This window comes from Bacillus sp. AY18-3 (genome assembly GCF_008042305.1).
GTDB lineage: Bacteria > Bacillota > Bacilli > Bacillales > Bacillaceae_G > Bacillus_A > Bacillus_A wiedmannii.
In genome coordinates this window covers 1-24,749 of record NZ_QKQR01000018.1, presented here as the reverse complement: position 1 = coordinate 24,749, position 24,749 = coordinate 1, and the positions used below count along the sequence as shown (strand labels likewise).

Sequence of the window (24,749 nt, the reverse complement as noted above, 5' to 3'; positions counted from 1 at the left end):
CCTTATAATTTTGGTTTCTTTAAAGAATAAGCAATGTTCTGTACAAGCAGAACACCATCTTGGACTCCCTCGATAATAACTTCAGTTCCTTGTGAAATATCTTTCTTTCCAACTGTTTTAGCTAGGATTGCATTGTTTCCAAATTGGGAGGAAATTAATACTTCACCAAACCCTTCTGTAGGAATAGTCGTAATGACCTCTCCCTTACAACCAATAAATTCATCCATACGCTGCACAGTGTTTTGTTCTGCTTCTGCAATCGGCTTTAAAATTAATATTTTCATTATGAAAACACCAATAAAGGATATAGCAAATGCAGACCCGAAAATAAGAATGCTATTAAAGGAAAATAAATATTCTCCTATATAACTAAGTCCACATAACATGGCGAAAAAACTAAGTAATAAAGTAACAACGGATACAGATCCGCCTCCAAAACTAAATATGGATTCAAATATATCTCCAAAAAAGATATAAATAACAGTGAGTATAGTAGCAATAATAAATCCGTATAAATAAATTGTTTCAAGTGGATAACCAAACAAAGCCATTTCTTATCCCCCTCTCTTAAACAATCCCTTTTTTGTTATGTGTATGCCCACCTCTTTCAAAGATTATAGTTCTTAATTTTCAGTTATTTACCCTTTAAAGAAAAGCCTGTAAGACAGGCCCCTAAAAAAGAACAGGAGAAACCTATTGTGACAGGCTCCTCCTAGTAAATAACCGATATATTATATATCTATATAATATACTATTTTCCACAAAAAGTAAAGTTAAACATACATTGGAAAAGCACTTATTTTACTGATAATTCGTACGTTCCATCGCCATTATCATATTTATATACATACAAATAATACTTACCTGGTTTTGCATTAAATTTTGCCTCTATATGATTTCCATTAGCTTGACCGTAAGCGGCATAATTTTGCATATCTGATTCATGATGAAGCACCCATGTCATCCCGATTCCATACTCATTTAAAACGGAAATATCGATATTTTTCGTTGATGCTACATTAAATGTATAAACATCGGTGTGATCTCCGCCGATAAGGCTACCTTTTATAGTAGTGTTTAGCCCGATACGATTTGCTTCCTCTGGACGATTATTTGGTTCTAATTCTGTTAAACTTCCATCTTTAATCGTAACAGTGGTTTCGTTTCTGCTCTCCTTACCTTTATCATCTTTTACTCTTAACGCTACTTTATAAATTCCTTCTCTTTCATATGCATGTATTGGATTAACTTCTGCACTTGTGCTGCCATCTCCAAATTCCCATAAATAAGAAACAATTTTTCCATCTTCATCATTTGAGCCATCACTTTTAAATTGAATTCCTTCTTTTACAAGCCCATTATAAGGTCCATTTATATTAACCGTTGGAGCTTTATTTTCTCCATCATCTTTTGCGATACCGTGGAAGACTACATCATATTCAAATTCATTTGAACTATTCACACGATAATTGACGAAGTATGCTGTAACAGTTTTGTAGCCACTCCATTCTTTTTGCGCCAGTTGTTCTAGTGCTTCATTTACTCGTTTACTCATTTCGTTCCAATCTTCGGATTCACCTTTTGTTACACTACCTGTAAATGTGCCTTCTAATGTAAATGTATTAAAGAATTGGGAGCTATGTTTTGTCATTTTTGCCTCTTTCATTGGCAACGTATCACTAATTTCTTTCTCTACTGCTGTTAACGATTTTGGTGCATGTTCAGCTAAATAATCATCTGCTACTTCCGGTACATTATATTTATCTTGATTATCAATTAGCTGTTGCATATACTCTTGATACTCTTTATTTAGTTTAGAATCTTTACTTAAATTCTCACGATAGGCATCATAATTTTTCACGTCATTTGCACGAATTAAATCTTGAATTTTATCAAATGTTTCAAATTGATGTGTATATAAATAAGATTGCAATGCGAACGAGTAATTATAGAAATCCCAAGAACCATATTTAGCAAATAATGTGCGCTCTGCTGTATAACGGCTTGCAGGATCAGATGATAATCCACTAATGATGCTCTTTCTCGGTACTACATTATTTGTACGAGTAGATCCTGCGAAAAATTCTGCATTTCCTTCTTGGAACCAAGTTAATCTCTCATTTTGATACATATCTCCTCTTCCAAATAAACCTGGCACTTCAAATCTCCCTTGAAGATAATGAGTAAACTCATGACGGAATAACTCTTCTAAACTATAAATACTTTGTTCTGGCGTACGCTCATATGTAAAGAATGTACCTGTTTCTTCTATATAAATGCCACCGTTGTTTGTTTCATATCCATACAGTTGTCTGTTTAACTGATATTCGTCTGGAGTATTATAGATTACTATCGTTAATACGTCGTCTGCATTACCTGGCTCTAATGCTTTGTCATTCCCAATTACACGATGATACTGTGCTTTTACTTCCTTTGCAGCCCAGTATAGTCTCTTAATTTTTTCTTCTGATACTTTATCTCCTGTTTTAAATACGATAGATCCATCGTCGAATGTATACGTTTTTGGTAAGTACTGTTCTTTTCCTTCTTTACGTATCGTCTCTAAATCTACAGTATTACCGCTATAATCTTTTCCGTTATAATTTGTTGTAATTTGTTCTACTGCAACAAAATACGGCTCACTTAAACGCGGATACATATGCATTGCTTGTGTAACAACCTCTAAACCTTTATTTGGATTACTATGAAACTTCCCTAAACGACTAGCAAAATAAATTCCATTATTAACGAGCCACTTATTTTCTGGTGTTACTTCATTTAAAAGAGCAATACGATTTATTTCATTAATAAATCCATCTATTTTCCCGTACCACATTGTATCTTTTGCTTCTTTACGAGTTTCAAATAAATAAGATTGCATATCATAATCAATACCTTGCATCATATCGTATACAGCTTGTCCTTTCATACGATCGTCTACATACGTATGAAGATTATCATTGTATTGTTTTAAAATATTCGATGCGTATTGAACCGTTTCCACATCACTTGAAGCATTACTAATTAATTTACCGTATGCAGATACGACTGCATCTTGCTCATATGTACCAAGCTTAAAGTTTGGATTGGCTGCAATTGCTTTTAAAGCAGGTAAACATTTATCCTGGAAGCTTCTCTCATTTAAATCACTTAATTCATTATTGTAAAATGCGAGATAAAAAGCTGAACGTAACACTTCTGTAAACGTTTGAATTCCTTTTGAATCATCTTTCGTAAACGTACTACCTCGGTGAGCTAATTCATCTATAACTGCTTGCATTTTCCCTTTGTCTTTATAAAAAGCCTTTGCATCTTCATTGAACTGGAATAAGTCTGTAATTTGATTCCATTTAATACTTCCTAGCGTTTCAACCAATTCTTGATTATTCATTTTGTTTAAATCAGCCATTGAATAGCTTTCTTTAATTTGCTTTACTTCTGAGCTCTTCATAATAGATGCTGGTCGCTGTGAAAAGTCTCCTACTTTTAAACGTTCTTGAAACGATAATGTTTCCTCTGCTTTAGAAACATGTCCAATCTCATCTACTGGTTTTTCAATCCCAACTGGTTTCGAATGCAATACATTGTATGGCACCTTTTCTTCTGCTGATACATTCGTTTGAATTGCTCCTAACGATAGCGCCATTGTACTAATACTAAGCATCACTTTATTAATCTTTGATTTCTTGTTCATATCATTGCCCCCTATTTATATATTCCCTTGAAGAATTTAACATAAAATCTAGATACAACAATATAAAATGCAATATTTCATATTATTTCTTCCTATATTTTGTACATATCGTGAACAGACTTACCTTTATCTAACCTCCAATAATTATGAATCCATAGCGATTAAACTGTCCTTTTACACAAGATAAAAATCGAATTTTTTGACAATTAACCTTTTAATTGTTATAGTTAATATAATTGTTAACTTTATTAAACAAAGGTGGGATTCTATGATAAAAAAAGAAAACAGTGTATTTTATATCTCCATCTTGCTAACAACATTATTCATTATATGGGGAATTACCCCGGCAAGTTGGATACAAGGCTATGATTTGCAAAGTGTTACATCTTCCTTAAACTCATTTATCCTCAATAAATTTGGATGGTTTTACTCTCTACTTATGATCGCAATGATTATTTTAGCCACTTATTTAGCATTTTCTAAGTACGGTTCTATTCGTCTTGGTAAAGATGGAGAAAAACCACAGTATAGTTATCCATCTTGGCTATCCATGTTGTTTGGAGCAGGAATGGGAATTGGACTCCTCTTTTATGGAATCACTGAACCGATTTCACATTTTACAGATCCATTAACAGGAAAAGCAGGTACAGAGGAAAGCGCCAAACTCGCTATGCAATATTCATTTTTCCACTGGGGACTCTTTCCGTGGTCACTATACGCGATGGTTGCTTTAACAATTGCATATTTCACATTCCGTAAACAAAAAGGTAGCACAATTGGGGCTACAGTTACTCCATTATTTAATCGATCGAAAAATTCTCCTATCGGAAAAACAGTCGATATTTTGGCTGTTTTAGCCACAGTATTCGGTATTGTGCCATCTGTTGGGATTGGTGCTCAACAAATCGCCGGAGGATTAAGCTATTTATTCCCTTCTATTCATAACACTGTACTTACACAGCTTGTACTTATCGCCATCTTCGCTGTTTTATATTTAACAAGTGCACAAACAGGCTTAGATCGTGGGATTAAATATTTGAGTAACTTAAATTTCTCTCTTGCAGGTATTTTACTCGTCTCCTTTTTACTTTTAGGACCGACTGTATTTATTATGAAATATTTCACATCTACACTCGGTTCTTATATCGGAGCTTTACCTAGTATGGGATTAAATTTAGGAGCATTTAATGAAAAATCTTCTTCTTGGATTGAAAACTGGACTATTTTCTATTGGGGATGGTGGATCTCTTGGTCTCCATTCGTCGGTACATTCATCGCTCGTATTTCTAAAGGGCGTACAATAAAAGAATTTATTATTGGAGTTGTATTAGTCCCAACTCTTATCTGTACATTTTGGTTTGCAGTATTTGGCGGTACCGCTATCCATATGGAAATGTTCCAATCGCTTGGTATAGCTGATGAAATCGCAAAAAATGGTACAGAGATTGGATTATTTGCTGTTATTTCACACCTGCCGTTCTCTACATTTTTAACAATTATCGGGTTAATTTTAGTAGCCACATTTTTCGTTACTTCTGCTGACTCGGCAACATTTGTTGTTTCAATGCAAACGAGTAACGGAAGCTTATCACCGAAAAATAGTTTAAAACTTATATGGGGATTAACAATCGCGATAATTGCTGCTATTTTATTACAAGCTGGAGGATTAAATGCACTGCAAATAGCAGCTATAATTGCTGCGCTACCATTTTCTATCGTAGTTGTTCTTATGGTCATTTCGCTCTTTAAGGAGCTTCGAAAAGAAGATGTTAATTTACAAGCAAAAGAAGTTCCTCAAAAAATAAAGAAGGTTATGTAACGATTAGCACCTCTCCTAAAGAAGAATTCGGTCCTCCGATTAGTCCTGAATCCATTATTACTGAGGGCTGCAAAATAAATTAAATAAAATCCATTCGTATGAAATATAATTTTCATACGAATGGGTTTTTACTCTATTATATAGTGTTGTAAACATGCCTTCTCCTCAAAACCTACTTTCTTGTACAACTTCATCGCACCATCATTATTCGTATTCAAACATAGTTCTATCTCTCTCATCCCTTGAAAGGAGAAAATATACTGAATTGCCCCTTGTAATAAGCGCTCTCCAACACCTTTTCTTCTACTATTTTCAGTCGTTGCAATAAATTCGATATTCGCTTCTTGAAACTCCGGATTTACTTCAACATATACATAACCTTCTAACTTATCATTCTTCATACTTACAAATAATTTATTCGTATCACTTAAACGTTCGATAATTTCAATTCCTTCATAATATGCATTAGGAAAAACATTATTGTGTAAAGCGATAAACTGCTCAAATACTTTTGGTAAAGCCTCTTCTACATTACATATAACACGTTTTCTTGGAATATTTTTTAAAATGAGAATACTATGTCGATCTTATTCTTTAGCATGTAAATCCTTCATTAAGCGGGCACAATTATTATTTTCCACATGATAAAAACCATAAAATTTCTCAATATGAAAAGGCATCTTTTCTATAAGTTCCTTCCACATATGTAAAGCAACTTCTTCCCAATTCTCTACAATAATAAACGGCCCCCATATTTCTGCACATTTTTTCACTTCATCCACATCAAATCCTAATACACCTATTATTTTATTATTTTCATAAGTAACAACAAAAGATTGTTCCCATCCTATATCAGAAAAATCATGGATAATTGTCTGTAATAACTCCTCTTTCTCGTCTCCACAATAACCAACATAATGAGTAGCATCTTTATTCATACTTGCAATAAATGATGCCACCTCTTCAGTTTTCAAAATAGAACTGACATGCATAACCTCTCCTCCTTCTCTAATATATTTACACCTTTTACATTTATATCCTTCTAAAAAAAGACATCATCATAAGCATATTTCAAAATGAAATCGCCATGATAATGTCTTCTCAAAAACTCATATAATCGTTTTACATTATAATAAGATAAAACGTTTTTATTTCTTAAATAATCTCTTTCTAAATACAAACATACTCAGTGCTGAAAGAACTAATGCTACACCCGAAAGTAACGTTGATGTATTCGCTTGTCCACCTGTTGCTCCTAGCGATTTCTTACTTTCTTCTTGCTTAGTAACTGCTGGTTTATTTTCTTTCACACTTTGATTCGCTACTACTTTTTCTGCCACAACTTGATTATCCACGTTTTTTTCTTGAACTACTGCGGATTGATTTACTGCGTCTTTTGAACCTTCAATTTCTTTTCCTGTTTCTTTTACCGGCTCTTTTTCTTCTTCTTTCGATTCTTCAACTTCTTTTGACGGTTCCTTTACTTCTTCTTTCGATTCTTCAACTTCTTTTGTTGGCTCTTTTTCTTCTTCTTTCGATTCTTCAATTTCTTTTGTTGGTTCTTTCACTTCTTCTTTTGGTTCTTCAACTTCTTTTGCTGGTTCTTTCACTTCTTCTTTTGATTCTTCAACTTCTTTTGTTGGTTCTTTTACTTCTTCTTTTGATTCTTCAGCTTCTTTTGCTGGTTCTTTTGGCTCTTCTTTTGATTCTTCAACTTCTTTTGCTGGTTCTTTTTCTTCTTCTTTTTCAACTATATTCTGGATTACTGTTCCGTTAAAACTTATACTAATTTCATCCGAATCTAAATCAAATTTATACACCTTTTCACCTGGAGTACTCCATTTTATTACTCCGTTATTAAATGTTCCACCCTCACTTGTCAGTTTTATATTCTCAATAATTTCTCCTTCTAAATCATATACAGGAACTTGAATTTCTTCATTTACTTTTGCTTCATCTAAAAAGATTTTCTGTCTTCCGGCATCAATTGAAAACCATTGGCCTAATTGTATTAACGGCCTTACATCACGAATCTCATTTCCAGCTAATTTTAAACTGAGTAGGTCTAACATTGGGCTAAGAACTGAAACATCTTTAATTTGATTATCAGCAAGATTTAACCACTGTAAACTTTTTAATGAAGATAGTGGTGTTATATCTTCAATCTGATTATGAGATACATTCACATCGTTCAACTTTTCTAAGTCTGAGATAAATTCAATATTCTTTAAACCTACTCCTTCTAAAGTAAGTTTTTCTAAGTTCATCATATATTCTAAACCTGTTATATCTTTTATATTTTCCCCTTTTTCTTTAAGTATCTCTAATTTTTTAATCTGCAATAAATCTTCTTTTGTGATAGGAGCGTTTAAATTCTCTCTACCTAAATTCTCTTTATTAATATGTTGTTGTAAAGTTTTATCAAGAATTATATTTTCCTTTTGTTCATCATTTCCTTTTATTTCATCTAACCTTTCAACAACATTTTGAATTACTGTTCCATTAAACTTAATACGATTCTCTTCTGGTTTTATATCCAACATAAATTCGTATGTTTTTTCACCAGTAGTACTCCATTTAACAGAACCATTATTAACTACTCCATCTCCATTCTTTAATTGAACAGTATCGAGTGGCTCTCCTTGTAAATTATAGATAGGTATTTTAACTTCCTTATCTTTTTCTACATCATCTAAAAAGATTTTTTGTCTTTGAATATCAATGTACATTCTTTTCCCTAACTCTTGAACTGGTCTAACATCACGAATTTCATTTGACCCTAGCTTTAAATCGTATAAACCTGTTAAGTGGCTAAGTGGCGTTATGTCTGAGATATAGTTTTCTTCTAAATTAAGTGATTGTACGGTAGACAATCTTGATACAGGTTCGATGTTTTCTAATTCATTTTTAGAAAGATCTAACTCTACTAACTTTTTCATTGGTGTAATATGTTCAATATTAGTCAGTCCATTGTTGCTTAAAGATAAACTCTTCACATTCTTCAATTGCTCAATCCCAGCAAGATTAGCATTACTAATTTGATTATTTGCTACAGTCAAAGTCTTTAAAGTTGTTACTGTAAATAATGGTTTAATATCTTTTATATAATTACTATTTAAATCTAGCATTTTGATCTTCTTCATTTGACTCAATGGGCTTAAATCCGAGATTTTATTGTTTCTCAAGCTTAAACTTTCGATATGTTCTAACTCAGCCAAAGGTCCAATATCTTTAAGTTCACCATAAGTTATACTTAATGATTTCAATTGTCTCAAACTCGAGATAAATTGTATATTTTCTAACTTAACTTCTTCCAATGTTAAGGTTTCTAAGTTCGTCATATATTCTAAACCAGTTACGTCTTGTATTCCTTTACTTTTCGCTTCAACGACTATTAAAGATTTAACTTTTAATAAATCTTCCTTAGTTATTGGCGTATTTAGATTCTCTCTATTTAAATTATACTTATTAATCTGCCTTTGTAATTGCTTATCTAATATTACATTTCCGTCTTCATCCTGTTGATCCTCTTTATTTTCCTTTTGCTTTTCTGGAACATTATTTTCTAAATTTAAAGCATTTACTTCAAACTGCACTTGATATTTATTATCATAGGCCATTGTCGGAATATAAATATGCATTTGCATATTATATCTTTTTCCTAATTCTCCTACTTCAAACTGAATCACTTTCGTTCCGTTTTTCTTTTTATCTTCTGATATTACTTTTACATCATGAAACACACCAGGAGTATGAATATCTTCTGTTTTCAAGTATTTGAAGAAATCACTATCACTTAACGTTGCCGTTACCATTTTCTTTCCATTCTCAATCGTTAACTTAGGATCCTTTATATAAACAGCTGCCATAGACTCCTCATTCGTTTTATCTTTATATGCTTTCATAACAGCATCATATGTACCATCTTCTAAAGCATAGCCCTTTTTATTAGCCTCAATTGCTACTGCCGCTAAAGCAGGCTTTGAATACGTGGCAAATGGAAGTGATAACGCCGCAGCGATAATCATCGCATTTATATGTTTTCTTTTATTTTTTTTCAACTTTACATCTCCTCCAAAATATATAAATCTAAATGTAATCATACCTCGAATAAATGATAATGATTTTCATTATCATTGTCAACTAAAAAAATAAAAAGTTAACAAAAAAATAACCCCTTTTTAAGGGGGTTATGCCATTTTTTCTCCGGTTTCTTCTTTAAAAAAGCTCTTCATCGCATGGAATACGTCTGCTTTTTGCTTTAAAATATAATATCTAAAATTCTCATCTTTAATATTTTTATAGGCTGACATGAGGGTACTATGGCGGTTGTACTGGTTCACTTCCCCATATCCAAACATATTACACTTCTTCATTAACTCTTCGACAAGCTTTACACATCTAGCATTATCTGATGTTAAATTATCACCGTCTGAAAAATGGAATGGATAAATATTATAGCGGTCTGGTGAGTATTTATTATCAATTAGCTCGAGTGCTTTTTTATATACAGAAGAACATATCGTTCCGCCACTTTCTCCTTTTGAGAAAAACTCTTCCTCTGGAACTACTTTTGCCTCCGTATGATGGGCAATAAACTCAATATCTACTGTTTCATACTTCGTTCGTAGAAATCGCGTCATCCAGAAAAAGAAGCTACGTGCCATATATTTCTCCCATATTCCCATCGATCCACTCGTATCCATCATCGCTAATACAACAGCTTTTGAATCTGGCTTTAATACTTCATTCCAAGTACGGAACTTTAAATCTTCTTGGTGAATCGGATGAAAAGAGGCTTTACCACGCATCGCATTTCGTTTATATGCGGATATCATCGTTCGTTTCTTATCGATATTTCCCCATAATCCAGTCTTTCTAATGTCATTAAATTCAACATGTTCAATCCGGTTTTCATCTATTTCTTTTCTCTTTAAATTAGGCAGCTCTAACTCTTTGAAAAATGCTTGCTCTAATTCTAAAATAGAGACTTCAGCTTCATAATAATCTTCTCCAGCCGCGTCCCCTGCTCCTTGCCCTTTTCCTGGTCCTTTTTGCTTTTGACCACCTGATCCATCTCTCGCAACGACATCACCAACTTTGCTGTCACCATTTCCTTGCCCAACGTGTTTGTTTTTATCATAATTGTACCTAATCTTATATTCATCTAAAGAACGAATCGGTATTTTTACAACATCCTTACCATTAGACATAACTATGCTTTCTTCTGTTACAAGATCGGGTAAATTATTCTTAATTGCCTCTTGTACTTTTTCTTGATGGCGTTGTTGGTCGTCATATCCTTTGCGATGGAGGGACCAGTTTTCCTGTGAAATCGTATAATTTGGTTGGTTTTCTTCACCCATTTCTTTCCCTCCTTACTGTAATTGTCTTCCCTTATGAACAGTAAGCTAGAAATTTTGTTTTATACTGTGCAAGCTAGAATGAAAGATAACTGCCCATCGAAATTCATCCCATAAACATATATAACGTTTTTCATATAATACTCCGAGCATCCTAAACAAAATTTTGCCACTCACATACTAGAAAGAAATATTCAGCCGTTGATAAGAAAGAAACACAATGCATAGTTGCACACATTTACACTTTGCAACATATTGTATTGTGTTGGCTTTTTTCGTATGAATGGTTGGTTACTCTATCATATGCATATTGTAAAAATAATTGACAATAAATTCATGAAATTGTATCTTAATTTATTACATTTGGACAAGGTATGACACTTTACACATATAAATGGATAATAAAACGCTGTCCCGCAAAATACAAGAGACAGCGTTTTGTTATCAAACTATCGGTTTAGCAGACTACCTACATAGCGTAATAATTCATTCGCAGATGAAGAATTATAGCCGTGCTCATCAATTAAGCGTGCAACAACATCATTGATTTTCTTAAGCTGATTTTCGTCTGGCGTTTTCGTTGATGTTGTAATTTTCACTATATCTTTTAAATCAGCAAATAGTTTTTTCTGAATCGCTTCGCGAAGACGCTCATGTGAATTATAATCAAAGCGTTTTCCTTTACGCGCATAAGCAGAAATGCGAATTAAAATTTCTTCACGGAATGCTTTCTTAGCATTTTCTGAAATTCCAATTTGCTCCTCAATTGAGCGCATTAGCTTTTCATCTGGACTCATTTCTTCACCTGTTAATGGATCACGTAATTTCGATTTATTGCAATATGCTTCAACGTTATCTAAGTAATTATCCATAAGTGTCTTCGCTGATTCTTCATATGAATACACGAATGCTTTTTGTACTTCTTTCTTCGCAATTTCATCATATTCTTTTCTCGCTAATGAGATGAAATTCATATAACGCTCTCGATCTTCATTACTAATTGACGGATGCTGATCCAACCCGTCTTTGAGCGATCTAAGTACATCTAATGCGTTAATAGATGGTACCTCTTTTCGAATAATTGTAGAAGAAATTCGGTTAATAACATAACGAGGGTCAATACCTCTCATACCTTCATCTTGATATTCACGTTGCAGCTCCTCTACATCAATCGCATTATAGCCTTCTACCGTTTCTCCATCATATAAACGCATCTTTTTAATTAAATCAATATCTGGACGCTTCGGATCTTTTAAACGAGTTAAAATCGTAAACATTGCTGCAACGCGAAGTGTGTGCGGTGCAATATGCACATTGGATACATCACTTTCACGAATCATTTTCTCATAAATATGTTCTTCTTCACTCACTCGTAAATTGTATGGAACTGGCATTACAATAATTCTTGAGTGCAATGCTTCATTTTTCTTGTTTGCTATGAAGGAACGATACTCCGTTTCATTCGTATGCGCTACAATTAATTCATCTGCTGAAATAAGCGCAAATCTTCCCGCTTTGAAATTCCCTTCTTGCGTAAGCGATAATAAATGCCATAAAAACTTCTCGTCGCATTTTAGCATCTCTTGGAATTCCATCATCCCACGGTTTGCCTTATTCAATTCTCCATCGAAGCGATACGCTCGTGGATCTGATTCTGAACCATATTCTGCGATTGTTGAAAAGTCCAGACTACCTGTTAAATCGGCGATATCTTGTGATTTAGGATCAGACGGGCTAAATGTACCAATCCCTGTACGGCGATCTTCCGAGAAGAAAATACGCTCTACAACTACATCCTCAATTCTTGAACCATATTCTTGCTCTAGACGCATTACGTTTAATGGCGATAAATTCCCTTCAATTCTAACTCCATACTCACCAAAGAAATCATCCCGTAAATGATGCGGAATTAAATGCAGTGGATCTTCATGCATTGGGCAGCCTTTAATTGCAAAAATTGCGCCTCGATCTGTTCGTGAATATGTTTCTAATCCTCGTTTCAACATCGTAACTAATGTTGATTTCCCGCCACTAACAGGACCCATTAATAATAAAATACGTTTTCTAACATCTAATCGTTTTGCAGATGGATGAAAATATTCCTCCACAAGACGTTCTAAAGCATCCTCTAATCCAAATAGCTGATTACTAAAGAAGTTATACTTTCTTCTACCATCTACTTCTTCGATTCCAGCATCTTTTATCATATTGTAAATGCGAGAGTGTGCTGTTTGAGCCACCCATGGTCTTTCCTTCACAAGCTCTAAATACTCCGCAAACGTACCTTCCCATTGTAACCGTTCTTCTGCTGCTCGATGCTGTTCAATCTTTTTTAGAATATCCATTATAGCTCCTCCCCCATCTCCTTGTTCAATCGGATTATTATAAAAGGTATGCTAGGATGTCCTTAAACATTCTTTAAATCAAAATGAAATATACAGTAGTGCTATAAAATTCTCTCCAAAATTCAAAGAAAATTCTGTATAATATAGGTATTAAAGTTTTTACACCTCTATTCATTTTAAATAAATTCTTTTCTTCCAAGAACCTTACATACATTTTGATTCATATTTAAGATTCGTAAACTGAAAAATAGGAGGGATATTAGTATGAAATTATTATTAATTTTAGGTGTATCACTCACATTTCTTACAGCTATTTTCACATCTGGTTACAATGATAAACCTGGTACACAAAAAAAGTGATGTGCTTCTTAGCACATCACTTTTTTTATCAATCATTTATAATACACATTTTCCACATCATATTTTGATAAAGGTCGGCTATAATAATAACCTTGCACAAACTTCACATTCTTTTCCTTCAAAAATTGTATTTGTTCCGCTTTTTCTACTCCTTCTGCAATTACATTCAATTCCAAAGTATGAGCTAAATGAATAATTGCAGCTGTAATATTCGTATCACGTTCATCCACATGTATACCTTCCATAAAAGAACGATCGATTTTCAACGTATCAATTGGGTACGTTTTTAAATAACTTAAAGATGAATATCCCGTCCCAAAATCATCTAAATGAATCTTTAAATTTTGTTCTTTTAATTGTAGCAATACCCTTTTCGATATGTCTTTATGCATAAGGGCTCCTTCTGTAACCTCTATCGCTAATAGATGAGCTGGTACATTGTACTTATGTAACGCCCGTGTAATCATCTCTATTAATGTAATCGAGCGAAAGTGCCTGGCTGAAATATTAACTGCAATCGGGACAACTTCATATCCTTTATTTAACCATTCACGTATTTGCCGACACACTTCATTTACTACCCATTCATCAAGCTTAATAATAAATCCTGTTCTTTCTGCTAGCGGAATAAATTGATTGGGAGAGACAAATCCCAATTCTTTATTCTCCCACCTTATTAAAGCTTCCATACTCGCTATTTTTTTCGTTTCAATATTCATTTGTGGCTGATAATACAAGCAGAATTCATTTTTTTCTATAGCACGATGCAATTGGTTTTCTATTATAAATCTTTGTTCACGCTCACAATCTAATCCACTGCAATAAAACTGATAATGCCCTTTTCCTTTTTCTTTTGCTTTTTCCAAAGCAGCATCAACTCTTTGGAATAATATTTTTTCATCCTCTCCATCTGTTGGAGCCATTACAATTCCGATTGACGCACTTAAATAGACGTCCTCTTCTTCGATTACAAAATGTTCACTAATCTTTTTTAGTATGCTTTTTGCAACTATCTCTACACGTTCTTTCGTTATATTTTCTATTAACATAACAAATTGATCATCGTGTTCTCTAAATAAGTGCATACCGTCTATTTGAAGACTGCTTAAACATTCTGTAACTTTTTGTAATACTTTATCTCCTTCTTTATGACCAAAAGTATCATTAATAAGGTGAAATTCATCTAAATCTATAAAAACAAGTGCAAACTCTGTATTATCATTTAAAAAAACATTTAACTTATTTGCACATGAAATTCTATTCATTAATCCTGTTAATTGGTCATAATAAGCTAAATATTCTGTTCGCATTTCATTCAATACTTGCCTTGTAACATCCCTCGTAACAATATATACCCCAACAATTTCGGCGTTCACAATAATCGGAATAGTTCTCAAAGAAATATAGAGCTCGTACCCTTCTTTATGAACATATTTCTTTGAAACAATTTGTTTTGCCCTTCCTTGCAGGGCTCCTTTAAATATAATTTGAAAATCTTTTTCATATTCCTTATTAATAAATTCAAAAATAAATTTATTATGTAATTCTTCATATCGATATCCAAATATTTCATACGTTGCTGGATTTGCATATGTAATTCTACCTATAGAATCCATAGATATAATGGAGTCATTATTATATTCTAATAACGACTTAAACAACATTTGTTTTTCCTCTATCTCTGCCTTTTCCTCAATCTGAGCTGTGATATCCCTCGTAATACAAATAATAAACTGACATACTCCTTCTTCGTCGAATACAGGATTAAGTGAAGATTCATAATGTAACTCACCCTTTGGTAAACTAACTACATCACAAAAGGTATGTGCTTTCGCTTCGCTCGCTACTTTTGCATATTGCACTCGCAATATTTCCGCCGTATCTTCTGATAATACTTCAGCAAACGTTTTTCCATAACATTCTTCGCCTAGCTTCGCATAATCCATACCTATCTTATTTACATAAATATATTTAAAGGTTTCCTCATCCATAACTTTCACAATAAATACTAAATCTTGAATAGCATGTAATAGTCCTCTTCTTATTAAATCCATATCTATCATACTTAAAAAGGTATTTTGATTATTATATTGTTCCTTCATATTTATCTCAACCCGTCTAATCTATTTTTATTCATATATCCCATTCTATATGAATATGTACCCTTTTTTAAATGTATGATTACATATTATTTTTATTTTTAGAAAAAAAGTCGCCATATGGCGACTTTTAATAAACAATTTCTAAATCTAATCCCGGATAATTTTGTTGACGGAATGCTTCATAAATTAAAATAGCTGCTGTATTAGATAAATTTAATGAGCGCACTTTATCAGTCATTGGAATACGTAAACAATGATCGAAATTTTCTTCGATTACATTAGCTGGTAAGCCGTTTGTTTCTCTTCCAAATACAAAATAGTAATCCTTCTCACGTTTGCTATAATCAAATGCTGTATGAGCTTTCTCGCCATACTTTGTTAAATAGAAGAATTCACCGTCTTTATTTTTCTCATAAAATTCTTCAATTGAATCATAATACGTAACTTTCACGTGCTGCCAATAATCTAATCCTGCACGCTTTAACATTTTATCATCCGTTGAAAATCCAAGCGGTCTAATCAAATGTAATTCTGTTCCAGTTGCTGCACAAGTACGAGCAATATTCCCTGTATTTGCTGGAATTTCTGGTTGATATAAAACAACATGTACTCCCACGCGATATTCACCTCTGTTTTTTGTCTACTACGTATTATACCACTTGAGCGAAAAATCTCTACCCATTAATAATATGAAAGAATTTATATTTCATTTGTGGTGTATATTTACTAGAATCTTCATAGTTCCAATAACGCCGACGGCTATTCGCTGAATGTGCATTTACAAGTGGCATACCATCTGCGTCTTTTGCTACTACAATCGTCGTATGATTCCACCTACCATCATCCTCGAAATCATAAGCGATGACATCACCAAGAATAAGGTCCTCTGGCCTTTCTACCGCTTCAGCTCGAAGCCCTGTTGTAGCACCTGACAAATACCAATAAAAAGAGTGTGCGACAGCCCAGCTCCAACTCCACTGATTCTCCCTTTGCCACCATCCTTTGCGAATATTAGGATATCCATTCATTGGTACTTCTCCAGTATGAAGACATTGAGAAATAAAATTCGTACAATTATCAGGGAAATTACGATATACAGGGTTTCGATCATCCCACCAACGCTCTGCATATTTAACTGCCTCTAAACGGTTGTACCGATAAGAACCGTACTTCTCTTTTGTAACTTCCCTTTCTAACGTCTCACTCATTCCAACTGCTTCTGGCACTTCAATAGCATAATCACCTATTACCCGGCTATTATTTAAACAAACTCTTCGTTTTAGTTGTTCCTCTTCGATATAAAATAATTCTTTATGCTTAATTAAATATTTAAAATGTATTTGATAATCAATTTCTTGATGATTGCTATTATTTAATTGTCTCATGAAAGAAACATCCGCAGTTGCTTTCACTATCTCTGCATTACGCTTTTGAAACAATTGTTTCTTTCTCTGTGCTATTTGTAATAAATCTTCAGCAATACCATCTACATTTGTTCGTTTCTCTGTTACATATGCTAAAAATTGTTGTACTTGCTTTTCAATATTTATTTTTACAACCATTTCGTCTCCCTCCCATATTACAATATGAAGAAGGGAGATATTATCTACTCTTTTTTCTGCGCTAACAATTCAAGTCCGCGATTCATTTCATGAAGAACCTCTTCATCTTTCTCACGTTGCATCGCTTTTTCAATAGCTTCGCCCACGCCATCTCCACCAATTTTCCCAAGTGCCCATGCTGCTGTTCCGCGAAGTACTGGTCTTGGATCGTCTTTCATAACACCAATTAAATCTGGAATTGCTGATGCCTCTTTAAAATGCGCAAGTGCCAAAATTGCATTTCGTTGCAACGGCTTTTTACCTCTCCATGAACCAGACATAATTCCATATTTCTCTTTAAAATCACGATTGCTAATTGTTAAAAGTGGTGTTAATAACGGCTTAACTAACTCAGGATCTGGTTCCATCTCAGGATGATTATGAAAATCCATTCCTTTATTTTTCGGACAAACAGTCTGACATGTATCACATCCATAAATACGATTTCCTATTTTGTCGCGGTATTCTTCCGGTAGGAATCCTTTCGTTTGTGTTAAAAATGCAATACATTTCTTCGAATCTAACTGTCCTCCTTGTATTAAAGCGCCTGTAGGACAAACATCAATACATTTTGTACAACTTCCACATTGATCTTCTATCGGCTGATCTGGTGGGAAGGGAACGTTTGTAATTATTTCTCCTAAATATACATACGAACCAAATTCAGGTGTAATAATAGCGCAATTCTTACCACTCCATCCAATACCGGCACGCTCCGAAACAGCTCGATCACTTAATTCACCCGTATCAACCATTGACTTAACTTCTATATCGGGAAGTTTTTCGATTAAATATGCTTCTAATTTTTGCAAACGATCTCGTAAAACAAGATGATAATCTTGTCCCCAAGAGGCACGACAAAAAATACCGCGGCGTTCTCCGCGCTTACTTAATGGTGCATTTTTTAATTTTGAAGGATACGCTAATGCAATCGCAATAATTGATTTTGCACCAGGTAGTAGAAGCTGTGGGTTCGTTCTCTTTTCTATATCAGACTCTTCAAATCCCGATTGATAATTTAATTGTTGTTGCTGGATTAACCTCTGCTTTAATTCCTCAAATGGTGAGGCACTAGCAAAGCCTATTTTATCTATACCAATTGTTTTACTATACGCAATGACATCTTGCTTTAATTGTTCAAAATCCATTCCTAATCGCCTCCTCAGATGAATCCATCCCTTATGTAACGACTATATTGGTTAGCAATTCACTTTTGGAATACTATTCTTTACTTCTATTTTCGCATACAATTATGTTTTTCAAACATTAAAAAACGCAATGCCTCGTTTATCTTAGAAACGAAACACTGCGTTGATCACAATTTATAGAAAAACATTTAATAAAATTTGGAGCGGGTGAAGAGAATCGAACTCTCGACCAGAGCTTGGAAGGCTCTTGTTTTACCACTAAACTACACCCGCAAATATGAAATAAATATAAGATATTAGAATAACTTATGTAAAGTAGTATAGCATGTAAAAAAAACGGAAGCAAGAATTTTATCGAAAAAAGTCGAAAAAGTGATGAGTATCTCATCACTTTTTCAATTCTTTATCAATCGCCTTCTTCATACTATCGAAATCAGGGTTTGCAAGATTTCCGTTTATATATACTGAAGGAGCACCTTGAACTTTTAATTTTTGAGCACGATCTGAATCTTTACGTACTTTTTCTTTTATTTCTTTACTGTGTAAATCTTTCTTAAATTGTTCTACATCAACTTTCGGAAGCTTCTCTTTCACAATGTTAAGAAGTAATTCTTCTGTAATCCATTCTTCCGTGTCTTTCTTTTGACTTTGATAAATCTCATCGTAGAAAATCCAGAATGAATCTTGATCTTGTTTATAAATTGCTTCACCAGCTGCTGCACCTAAATCAGAGTCTTTTCCGATAAATGGGAAGTTAATAAAGTATAACTGCACTTTACCTTTATCGATATACTCTTCTTTTAATCGTGGTAATACTGTTACATCCCAAGTACGACAAGCAGGACATTTGAAGTCTCCAAATTCAACTACCTTAACTGGGGCATCATCTTTCCCTAAAGATTGTTGTGTGGAATAAGCAAACATCTCATTCCCTTTATCTTTTTTGTCATTTATGATGCTATACGCAATTGTTCCGATTACAATCAATACTGCGATAGAAAAAACTACACCAAGAGCCATGAGTTTATTTGATTTCATATACATTCCTCTTTAAATTCATATTCTGTATACAGCATTGTACACAATACACATAATATCAACACTTATATACGTCACGCAATGAACACGCTCACATAAATTACAAAAACAAAATAATTGTGACGATATTGTGTCACAATTTGTCACAATTTATTCAAAAAAAGGAAGCTCCTATGTAGGAACTTCCTTTAGCTTACTGCTTTTTCACGAGCACTCTTTAACATCGACTGCTCTGTTTTTATATCATGACGAATTACTAACTTCTCACTAACTGCTTGCACATACTCATTATGATTGATATAGCCTTCTTTCTCCATTAATCTCAAAACGACATTTCGTCTCTCTACGGCCTTATCATAATTTTGTGCAGGTGAGTAATAAGCGGGTGCCTTTACTACAGCAGCCATCATTGCACTTTCAGCCAACGTTAATTGGCTCACCTTTTTACCGAAGTAAAGGTTTGCTGCTTTTTCAATTCCCCATGCTCCTTCTCCGTAATAAATATTACTTACATACAATTTTAAAATTTCATCCTTCGTAAATGTGCGTTCAATTTTTTTCGTATAAAAAATTTCTTTCCACTTACGAGAAAATGTACGTTCATTCGTTAAAAAGGCATTTTTGGATAACTGTTGTGTAATTGTGCTTCCGCCTTGCACAACACCACCAGCTTTTATATTCTCAACAGACGCTCTGACAATCGCTATATAATCTAAACCGTTATGATGATAAAACCTTTTATCTTCTGTCGCAATAAATGCATGTGTTAATGATTCTGGCACCTCTAACTTAGCAGGTACATGTAATTTACTAATATCACTTTGCTCGATCATTACATTTCCAATGAATAATAACGTACAACTTAACAATAATAATAAAATAATGGCTTTATAAAAGAATTTAGTCATTGGATTTAATGCAACTTTTTGATGATAGTTCACCCTAGATAATACTCGTTCTTTCATCTTAAACACCTCTTTTCCACACAGCGTATAACTCTTACTTTAAGAATACCTTGTTGTAAAAAAATATCCCATCGATTTCTCTTACACGTACCTTACATCATTGTAAGGTATAAAAAAGTATTGTATCACAGTCCTTTTTTATCTACTATTCATCTGAAATATTGAATATAGATTATGCTAAACCAATAACAGAGTATACCTTAAGCCTATACTTCCCTATTAAAACATCCTATTTTCATTATATCATCTACAAAAATATATATTTGTAAGTATCTAGTAATCTAAATGTATACAATATATCATACATTATACAGAACAAACGTTCCTGAAATCAATACTAGCACTATTATTATTTTGACCTTTTTCTTAAACAGTATACAAAAAAGAGTAGTGATTTGATTGTATCTCAAACCGGCTACTCTTTTCTTTACAATCTACCTATTAAATTATATGGCTGCACTTCCCACGTTTCGTACGGAATACAATGTGTTGCTCTCATCGCATCAAGCGTTCTGGATTTCATATGAGGACGCGTTATATACTCATCTATATTCTCTTCATTTAAAGCAACAAATTTAGCCTCTTGTATTTCTTCAGGCTGAATTTGTATTTCACCGCTCACGTATGCCACTTTAAAAACAACACCTAGAATGTGCATGGAAGCATTATAATAAACTCCTGTAATACCGATAGGCTTCACCGTTAATCCTGTTTCCTCTTTTATTTCCCTACAAACAGCTTGATCGAGCGCTTCTCCTTCTTCCACCTGTCCTCCTGGCAACTCCCACGTATCCGATCACCAATGTACTTTAGCTAATAACACTTCGTCTTTTTCATTTGTTAAATAACCTGCTACAGCAACGATATGCTTTGGTGTTTTATGTTCCATATTAAACCTCCTAGAAATAATGATTATTTCATATATCCCTATAAGCATATTCCCTGTCTAAAACAAAATACCTTTACTAATTCATCCTCTTAATTAACTTCATGAAAAAAAGCCCCTATCCGTTAAATGAACAGGGGCTTCTATCGTATTATTCTCCTAAGTCTACGTTGTGGTAAACTTGTTGCACATCTTCTAGATCTTCTAATGCATCAACCATTTTTTCAAATTGTACTTGAGCATCTTCAGGAAGTTCTACATCACTTTGTGCAAGCATTGTTAATTCTGCAACTGTGAATTCTTCAACACCAGCATCTTTAAGTGCAGATTGTACGGAATGGAATTGATCAGGTTCAGCATACACGATAACAGAATCTTCTTCTTCTAGAATGTCACGTGCATCAACATCTGCTTCCATTAAAATTTCAAGAACTTCATCTGATGTTTTACCTTCAAGACCGATAACAGCTGTCGCATCAAACATGTAAGCTACAGAACCGTTTACACCCATGTTACCACTGTTTTTGCTAAATGCAGCTCGTACATCTGCTGCAGTACGGTTTACGTTATTTGTAAGTGTATCTACAATTACCATAGATCCGTTTGGTCCGAATCCTTCATAACGAAGCTCGTCATAATTTTCTTCTGAACCGCCTTTTGCCTTTTCAACTGCACGATCAATAATTGTTCTTGGTACGTTGTATGTTTTCGCACGTTCTAATACAACTCTAAGCGCTTGGTTTGATTCTGGATCTGGCTCGCCTTGTTTTGCTGCCACATAAATCTCACGTCCAAATTTCGCGTATATACGGCTTGTATTTGCATCTTTTGATGCTTTTTTTTCTTTAATATTATTCCATTTACGACCCATACTTTCCACTCTCTTTCCCGTTTTAAATCTACATAAAAATATTAATATGAAATATAATGTGTATTCAACACATTTTTAAAAGAAATATAAAAAGTTCATTTTTGATTCATATTACAGACATAATATAAATTACTATCATTTTGTTCTTTCGACAAGTTATATTATACATGAATTTCTACATTTATTACGAATTTTAGAAGCACATAGTATAATTTAACAAAAAAGACTCTAACAGAAATGTTAGAGTCTTTTTATATAGCTGATACATATTTCCATAATATTCCCATAACTACTTTCTATTGTTGTATAATAAAAACAGGAAAAAATTTGAAGAGAGATGGAGGGAGAATTATGACACATTCACATGAGAAAAAAGCACATGGTCTGAAAGGAATAGGAGAGAAGTTAAACCCAACTATCTATCAAGTGAGATTCATGAAATTAGATGAACCAATTCAATTTGAGTCATTTCCTGAATTAAAGGAATTAGGAGATTGGTTGAGTACTTCAACGCACATGTGGGCGTGCCACTCAACTATGTACAAGTACAACAAAGAAGAGTTTGAAAAGAGGTTTTTAGAAATTACAAACTTAACCGTTGATAATGTACTAATATCTACTGGTGCTGTCGGATTTAACTTCATGTCACCGGGGTGGAGAAATTCTCTCTAGAGTGCTCGAAGGGAATATTGTATATACAATATTTTGCTGGAATTTTATAGAATATCACAATTAAAAGGATAAAAATGAATGTTTGTTTTATCCTTTTAATGTTTCGCAGTCTACTCACCGTACACTTTTTGTACTTATTTTGTCATATAATGAAGAGAAAATACAAAAAAACTCTATACTAATTGTATAGAGTTTTTTACGTCGTTTATGATACCGATGGTCGGGGTCGAACCGACACTCCCGAAGGAACACGATTTTGAGTCGTGCGCGTCTGCCAATTCCGCCACATCGGCACAAAAGAAAGGCGGCAACCGGATTTGAACCGGTGGTAAAGGTTTTGCAGACCTCTGCCTTACCACTTGGCTATGCCGCCATGTTAAATTTTATTGGAGCGGAAGACGGGATTCGAACCCGCGACCCCAACCTTGGCAAGGTTGTATTCTACCACTGAACTACTTCCGCAAAATGGCTGGGCTAGCTGGATTCGAACCAGCGCATGACGGAGTCAAAGTCCGTTGCCTTACCGCTTGGCTATAGCCCATCGAATTCTTACTTAATTATATGTAAGTATCAATTAAATTATTTGTAATTTTAAAAATAAAAATGGGGCGACTGATGGGAATCGAACCCACGAATGCCGGAGCCACAATCCGGTGCGTTAACCACTTCGCCACAACCGCCATGTTGTGTAAATATATTTGGCAGGGGCAGTAGGAATCGAACCCACACTGGAGGTTTTGGAGACCTCAGTTCTACCTTTAAACTATGCCCCTATGTAAATGGTGGAGGGGGGCAGATTCGAACTGCCGAACCCGAAGGAGCGGATTTACAGTCCGCCGCGTTTAGCCACTTCGCTACCCCTCCGAAACTTACATGGTGCCGGCTAGAGGACTTGAACCCCCAACCTACTGATTACAAGTCAGTTGCTCTACCAATTGAGCTAAGCCGGCGTATATTATTAAGATAAATGGTGGCTCGGGACGGAATCGAACCGCCGACACGAGGATTTTCAGTCCTCTGCTCTACCGACTGAGCTACCGAGCCTTATTAAAATGGCGGTCCCGACCGGGGTCGAACCGGCGATCTCCTGCGTGACAGGCAGGCATGTTAACCACTACACCACGGGACCATTTGGTTGCGGGGACAGGATTTGAACCTGCGACCTTCGGGTTATGAGCCCGACGAGCTACCGTGCTGCTCCACCCCGCGATAATACTATTCATATAATTTGTATGGTGGAGGATGACGGGATCGAACCGCCGACCCCCTGCTTGTAAGGCAGGTGCTCTCCCAGCTGAGCTAATCCTCCAAAAGTGGTGACCCGTACGGGATTCGAACCCGTGTTACCGCCGTGAAAGGGCGGTGTCTTAACCACTTGACCAACGGGCCAAATATTATAAATCCTATGGCGGAGAGCAAGGGATTCGAACCCTTGATACGCTTGTGACGTATACACGATTTCCAATCGTGCTCCTTCGGCCAACTCGGACAGCTCTCCAATGGCTCCGCAGGTAGGAATCGAACCTACGACCGATCGGTTAACAGCCGATAGCACTACCGCTGAGCTACTGCGGTTTAATAGTTGCTTGGCGACGTCCTACTCTCACAGGGACAAGGTCCCAACTACCATCGGCGCTAGAGAGCTTAACTTCCGTGTTCGGTATGGGAACGGGTGTGACCTCTCTGCCATCATTACCAGACATATATTCCTTTGAGACAACATTAGTATAACTTATTTGCTTTAAAAGTAACAAGGTTTATGTCCTCTCAAAACTAGATAACATTTGCTTCATATTATATGGTTAAGTCCTCGATCTATTAGTATTCGTCAGCTCCACATGTCACCATGCTTCCACCTCGAACCTATCAACCTGATCATCTTTCA

General features: G+C 34.6%; 14 protein-coding genes, 16 tRNA genes, 2 rRNA genes and 2 pseudogenes. 2 read left to right on the top strand and 32 right to left on the bottom strand.

The features are described from left to right. Positions 1-2 precede the first annotated feature (2 nt). The gene (locus tag DM800_RS17830; protein WP_001173145.1) at positions 3-551 is read right to left on the bottom strand and encodes an NfeD family protein; all 549 of its coding nucleotides are present in this window, start codon (positions 549-551) and stop codon (positions 3-5) included. 245 nt (positions 552-796) lie between these two features. Next, the gene (colA, locus tag DM800_RS17825; RefSeq protein ID WP_088061762.1) at positions 797-3,694 is read right to left on the bottom strand and encodes a collagenase ColA; all 2,898 of its coding nucleotides are present in this window, start codon (positions 3,692-3,694) and stop codon (positions 797-799) included. Positions 3,695-3,962: 268 nt separating this feature from the next. Here colA and opuD point away from each other — a divergent pair, with 268 nt between their 5' ends. Further along, positions 3,963-5,513, top strand: a complete 1,551-nt coding sequence (opuD, locus tag DM800_RS17820) for a glycine betaine transporter OpuD (protein WP_088061760.1) — start codon at positions 3,963-3,965, stop codon at positions 5,511-5,513. 128 nt (positions 5,514-5,641) lie between these two features. Here opuD and DM800_RS17815 read toward each other — a convergent pair. The 13 genes and pseudogenes from DM800_RS17815 to DM800_RS17755 all read right to left on the bottom strand — a co-directional run bounded on the left by DM800_RS17815 (position 5,642) and on the right by DM800_RS17755 (position 22,192). Beyond that, positions 5,642-6,505: pseudogene (locus DM800_RS17815) on the bottom strand (GNAT family N-acetyltransferase). Between the two features lie 156 nt (positions 6,506-6,661). Further along, positions 6,662-9,574: an NEAT domain-containing protein gene (locus DM800_RS17810; RefSeq protein WP_147787284.1), complete on the bottom strand. Its 2,913-nt coding sequence runs from the start codon at positions 9,572-9,574 to the stop codon at positions 6,662-6,664. A 129-nt stretch (positions 9,575-9,703) separates the two neighbouring features. Next, a complete protein-coding gene (gene yhbH, locus DM800_RS17805) occupies positions 9,704-10,879 on the bottom strand; it encodes a sporulation protein YhbH (protein ID WP_046957378.1) in 1,176 nt (391 codons plus the stop codon). 446 nt (positions 10,880-11,325) lie between these two features. Further along, positions 11,326-13,221 carry a PrkA family serine protein kinase gene (locus DM800_RS17800; RefSeq protein WP_000353275.1) on the bottom strand — a complete coding sequence of 632 codons (1,896 nt, stop codon included), beginning with the start codon at positions 13,219-13,221 and terminating at the stop codon, positions 11,326-11,328. A 392-nt stretch (positions 13,222-13,613) separates the two neighbouring features. Then, positions 13,614-15,683: a sensor domain-containing protein gene (locus DM800_RS17795; RefSeq protein WP_098191411.1), complete on the bottom strand. Its 2,070-nt coding sequence runs from the start codon at positions 15,681-15,683 to the stop codon at positions 13,614-13,616. Positions 15,684-15,810: 127 nt separating this feature from the next. Continuing rightward, a complete protein-coding gene (trmL, locus tag DM800_RS17790; RefSeq protein ID WP_000538149.1) occupies positions 15,811-16,299 on the bottom strand; it encodes a tRNA (uridine(34)/cytosine(34)/5-carboxymethylaminomethyluridine(34)-2'-O)-methyltransferase TrmL in 489 nt (162 codons plus the stop codon). A 58-nt stretch (positions 16,300-16,357) separates the two neighbouring features. Further along, on the bottom strand, positions 16,358-17,245 hold the full coding sequence (locus DM800_RS17785; RefSeq protein WP_088061751.1) for an amidase domain-containing protein: 888 nt from the start codon (positions 17,243-17,245) through the stop codon (positions 16,358-16,360). A gap of 44 nt (positions 17,246-17,289) precedes the next feature. Then, positions 17,290-18,432 carry a tRNA epoxyqueuosine(34) reductase QueG gene (gene queG / locus DM800_RS17780; RefSeq protein WP_048541846.1) on the bottom strand — a complete coding sequence of 381 codons (1,143 nt, stop codon included), beginning with the start codon at positions 18,430-18,432 and terminating at the stop codon, positions 17,290-17,292. A 199-nt stretch (positions 18,433-18,631) separates the two neighbouring features. Beyond that, positions 18,632-18,705, bottom strand: a tRNA-Gly gene (locus tag DM800_RS17775). A gap of 114 nt (positions 18,706-18,819) precedes the next feature. Next, entirely contained in the window at positions 18,820-19,470 is a 651-nt protein-coding gene (locus DM800_RS17770) for a DsbA family protein (RefSeq protein ID WP_000841323.1), read from the bottom strand. Between the two features lie 188 nt (positions 19,471-19,658). Further along, positions 19,659-20,435, bottom strand: coding sequence for a transglycosylase domain-containing protein (locus DM800_RS17765; RefSeq protein WP_048541849.1), 777 nt, complete (start codon positions 20,433-20,435; stop codon positions 19,659-19,661). A 427-nt stretch (positions 20,436-20,862) separates the two neighbouring features. Next, positions 20,863-21,324 (bottom strand): annotated as a pseudogene (locus tag DM800_RS17760) (NUDIX hydrolase). Positions 21,325-21,472: 148 nt separating this feature from the next. Beyond that, positions 21,473-22,192, bottom strand: coding sequence for a YebC/PmpR family DNA-binding transcriptional regulator (locus tag DM800_RS17755; protein ID WP_000532975.1), 720 nt, complete (start codon positions 22,190-22,192; stop codon positions 21,473-21,475). Positions 22,193-22,543: 351 nt separating this feature from the next. Between DM800_RS17755 and DM800_RS17750 the strand changes: the two genes are divergently transcribed. Continuing rightward, entirely contained in the window at positions 22,544-22,864 is a 321-nt protein-coding gene (locus DM800_RS17750) for a DUF3884 family protein (RefSeq protein WP_046956772.1), read from the top strand. Between the two features lie 211 nt (positions 22,865-23,075). Here DM800_RS17750 and DM800_RS17745 read toward each other — a convergent pair. From DM800_RS17745 to DM800_RS17665, 17 genes are all read right to left on the bottom strand, one after another. Next, a tRNA-Leu gene (locus DM800_RS17745) sits at positions 23,076-23,157 on the bottom strand. Between the two features lie 9 nt (positions 23,158-23,166). Further along, a tRNA-Cys gene (locus DM800_RS17740) sits at positions 23,167-23,237 on the bottom strand. A gap of 14 nt (positions 23,238-23,251) precedes the next feature. Continuing rightward, a tRNA-Gly gene (locus DM800_RS17735) sits at positions 23,252-23,326 on the bottom strand. Positions 23,327-23,330: 4 nt separating this feature from the next. After that, positions 23,331-23,405: transfer RNA gene (locus tag DM800_RS17730), tRNA-Gln, on the bottom strand. A 63-nt stretch (positions 23,406-23,468) separates the two neighbouring features. Beyond that, positions 23,469-23,544, bottom strand: a tRNA-His gene (locus DM800_RS17725). 19 nt (positions 23,545-23,563) lie between these two features. Beyond that, a tRNA-Trp gene (locus tag DM800_RS17720) sits at positions 23,564-23,637 on the bottom strand. Positions 23,638-23,644: 7 nt separating this feature from the next. After that, a tRNA-Tyr gene (locus tag DM800_RS17715) sits at positions 23,645-23,728 on the bottom strand. 10 nt (positions 23,729-23,738) lie between these two features. Next, a tRNA-Thr gene (locus DM800_RS17710) sits at positions 23,739-23,814 on the bottom strand. An 18-nt stretch (positions 23,815-23,832) separates the two neighbouring features. Further along, positions 23,833-23,908: transfer RNA gene (locus DM800_RS17705), tRNA-Phe, on the bottom strand. A gap of 9 nt (positions 23,909-23,917) precedes the next feature. Further along, a tRNA-Asp gene (locus tag DM800_RS17700) sits at positions 23,918-23,993 on the bottom strand. A gap of 3 nt (positions 23,994-23,996) precedes the next feature. Beyond that, positions 23,997-24,073: transfer RNA gene (locus tag DM800_RS17695), tRNA-Met, on the bottom strand. A gap of 24 nt (positions 24,074-24,097) precedes the next feature. Continuing rightward, positions 24,098-24,173, bottom strand: a tRNA-Val gene (locus DM800_RS17690). Positions 24,174-24,178: 5 nt separating this feature from the next. After that, positions 24,179-24,253 (bottom strand) — tRNA-Glu (locus DM800_RS17685). A 17-nt stretch (positions 24,254-24,270) separates the two neighbouring features. Continuing rightward, positions 24,271-24,362 (bottom strand) — tRNA-Ser (locus DM800_RS17680). A 2-nt stretch (positions 24,363-24,364) separates the two neighbouring features. Continuing rightward, positions 24,365-24,439, bottom strand: a tRNA-Asn gene (locus DM800_RS17675). A 9-nt stretch (positions 24,440-24,448) separates the two neighbouring features. Next, positions 24,449-24,564: ribosomal RNA gene (gene rrf, locus DM800_RS17670) — 5S ribosomal RNA — on the bottom strand. 98 nt (positions 24,565-24,662) lie between these two features. Further along, a 23S ribosomal RNA gene (locus DM800_RS17665) occupies positions 24,663-24,749 on the bottom strand; the annotation flags it as partial.

What these genes read in the sequence shown, in the direction of transcription:
- DM800_RS17830 (WP_001173145.1), bottom strand. Translation starts at nt 551, where the DNA reads ATGGCTTTGTTTGGTTATCCACTTGAAACAATTTATTTATACGGATTT.
- colA (WP_088061762.1), bottom strand. Translation starts at nt 3,694, where the DNA reads ATGAACAAGAAATCAAAGATTAATAAAGTGATGCTTAGTATTAGTACA.
- opuD (WP_088061760.1), top strand. Translation starts at nt 3,963, where the DNA reads ATGATAAAAAAAGAAAACAGTGTATTTTATATCTCCATCTTGCTAACA.
- yhbH (WP_046957378.1), bottom strand. Translation starts at nt 10,879, where the DNA reads ATGGGTGAAGAAAACCAACCAAATTATACGATTTCACAGGAAAACTGG.
- DM800_RS17800 (WP_000353275.1), bottom strand. Translation starts at nt 13,221, where the DNA reads ATGGATATTCTAAAAAAGATTGAACAGCATCGAGCAGCAGAAGAACGG.
- DM800_RS17795 (WP_098191411.1), bottom strand. Translation starts at nt 15,683, where the DNA reads ATGAAGGAACAATATAATAATCAAAATACCTTTTTAAGTATGATAGAT.
- DM800_RS17785 (WP_088061751.1), bottom strand. Translation starts at nt 17,245, where the DNA reads ATGGTTGTAAAAATAAATATTGAAAAGCAAGTACAACAATTTTTAGCA.
- queG (WP_048541846.1), bottom strand. Translation starts at nt 18,432, where the DNA reads ATGGATTTTGAACAATTAAAGCAAGATGTCATTGCGTATAGTAAAACA.
- DM800_RS17770 (WP_000841323.1), bottom strand. Translation starts at nt 19,470, where the DNA reads ATGAAATCAAATAAACTCATGGCTCTTGGTGTAGTTTTTTCTATCGCA.
- DM800_RS17765 (WP_048541849.1), bottom strand. Translation starts at nt 20,435, where the DNA reads ATGAAAGAACGAGTATTATCTAGGGTGAACTATCATCAAAAAGTTGCA.
- DM800_RS17755 (WP_000532975.1), bottom strand. Translation starts at nt 22,192, where the DNA reads ATGGGTCGTAAATGGAATAATATTAAAGAAAAAAAAGCATCAAAAGAT.
- DM800_RS17750 (WP_046956772.1), top strand. Translation starts at nt 22,544, where the DNA reads ATGACACATTCACATGAGAAAAAAGCACATGGTCTGAAAGGAATAGGA.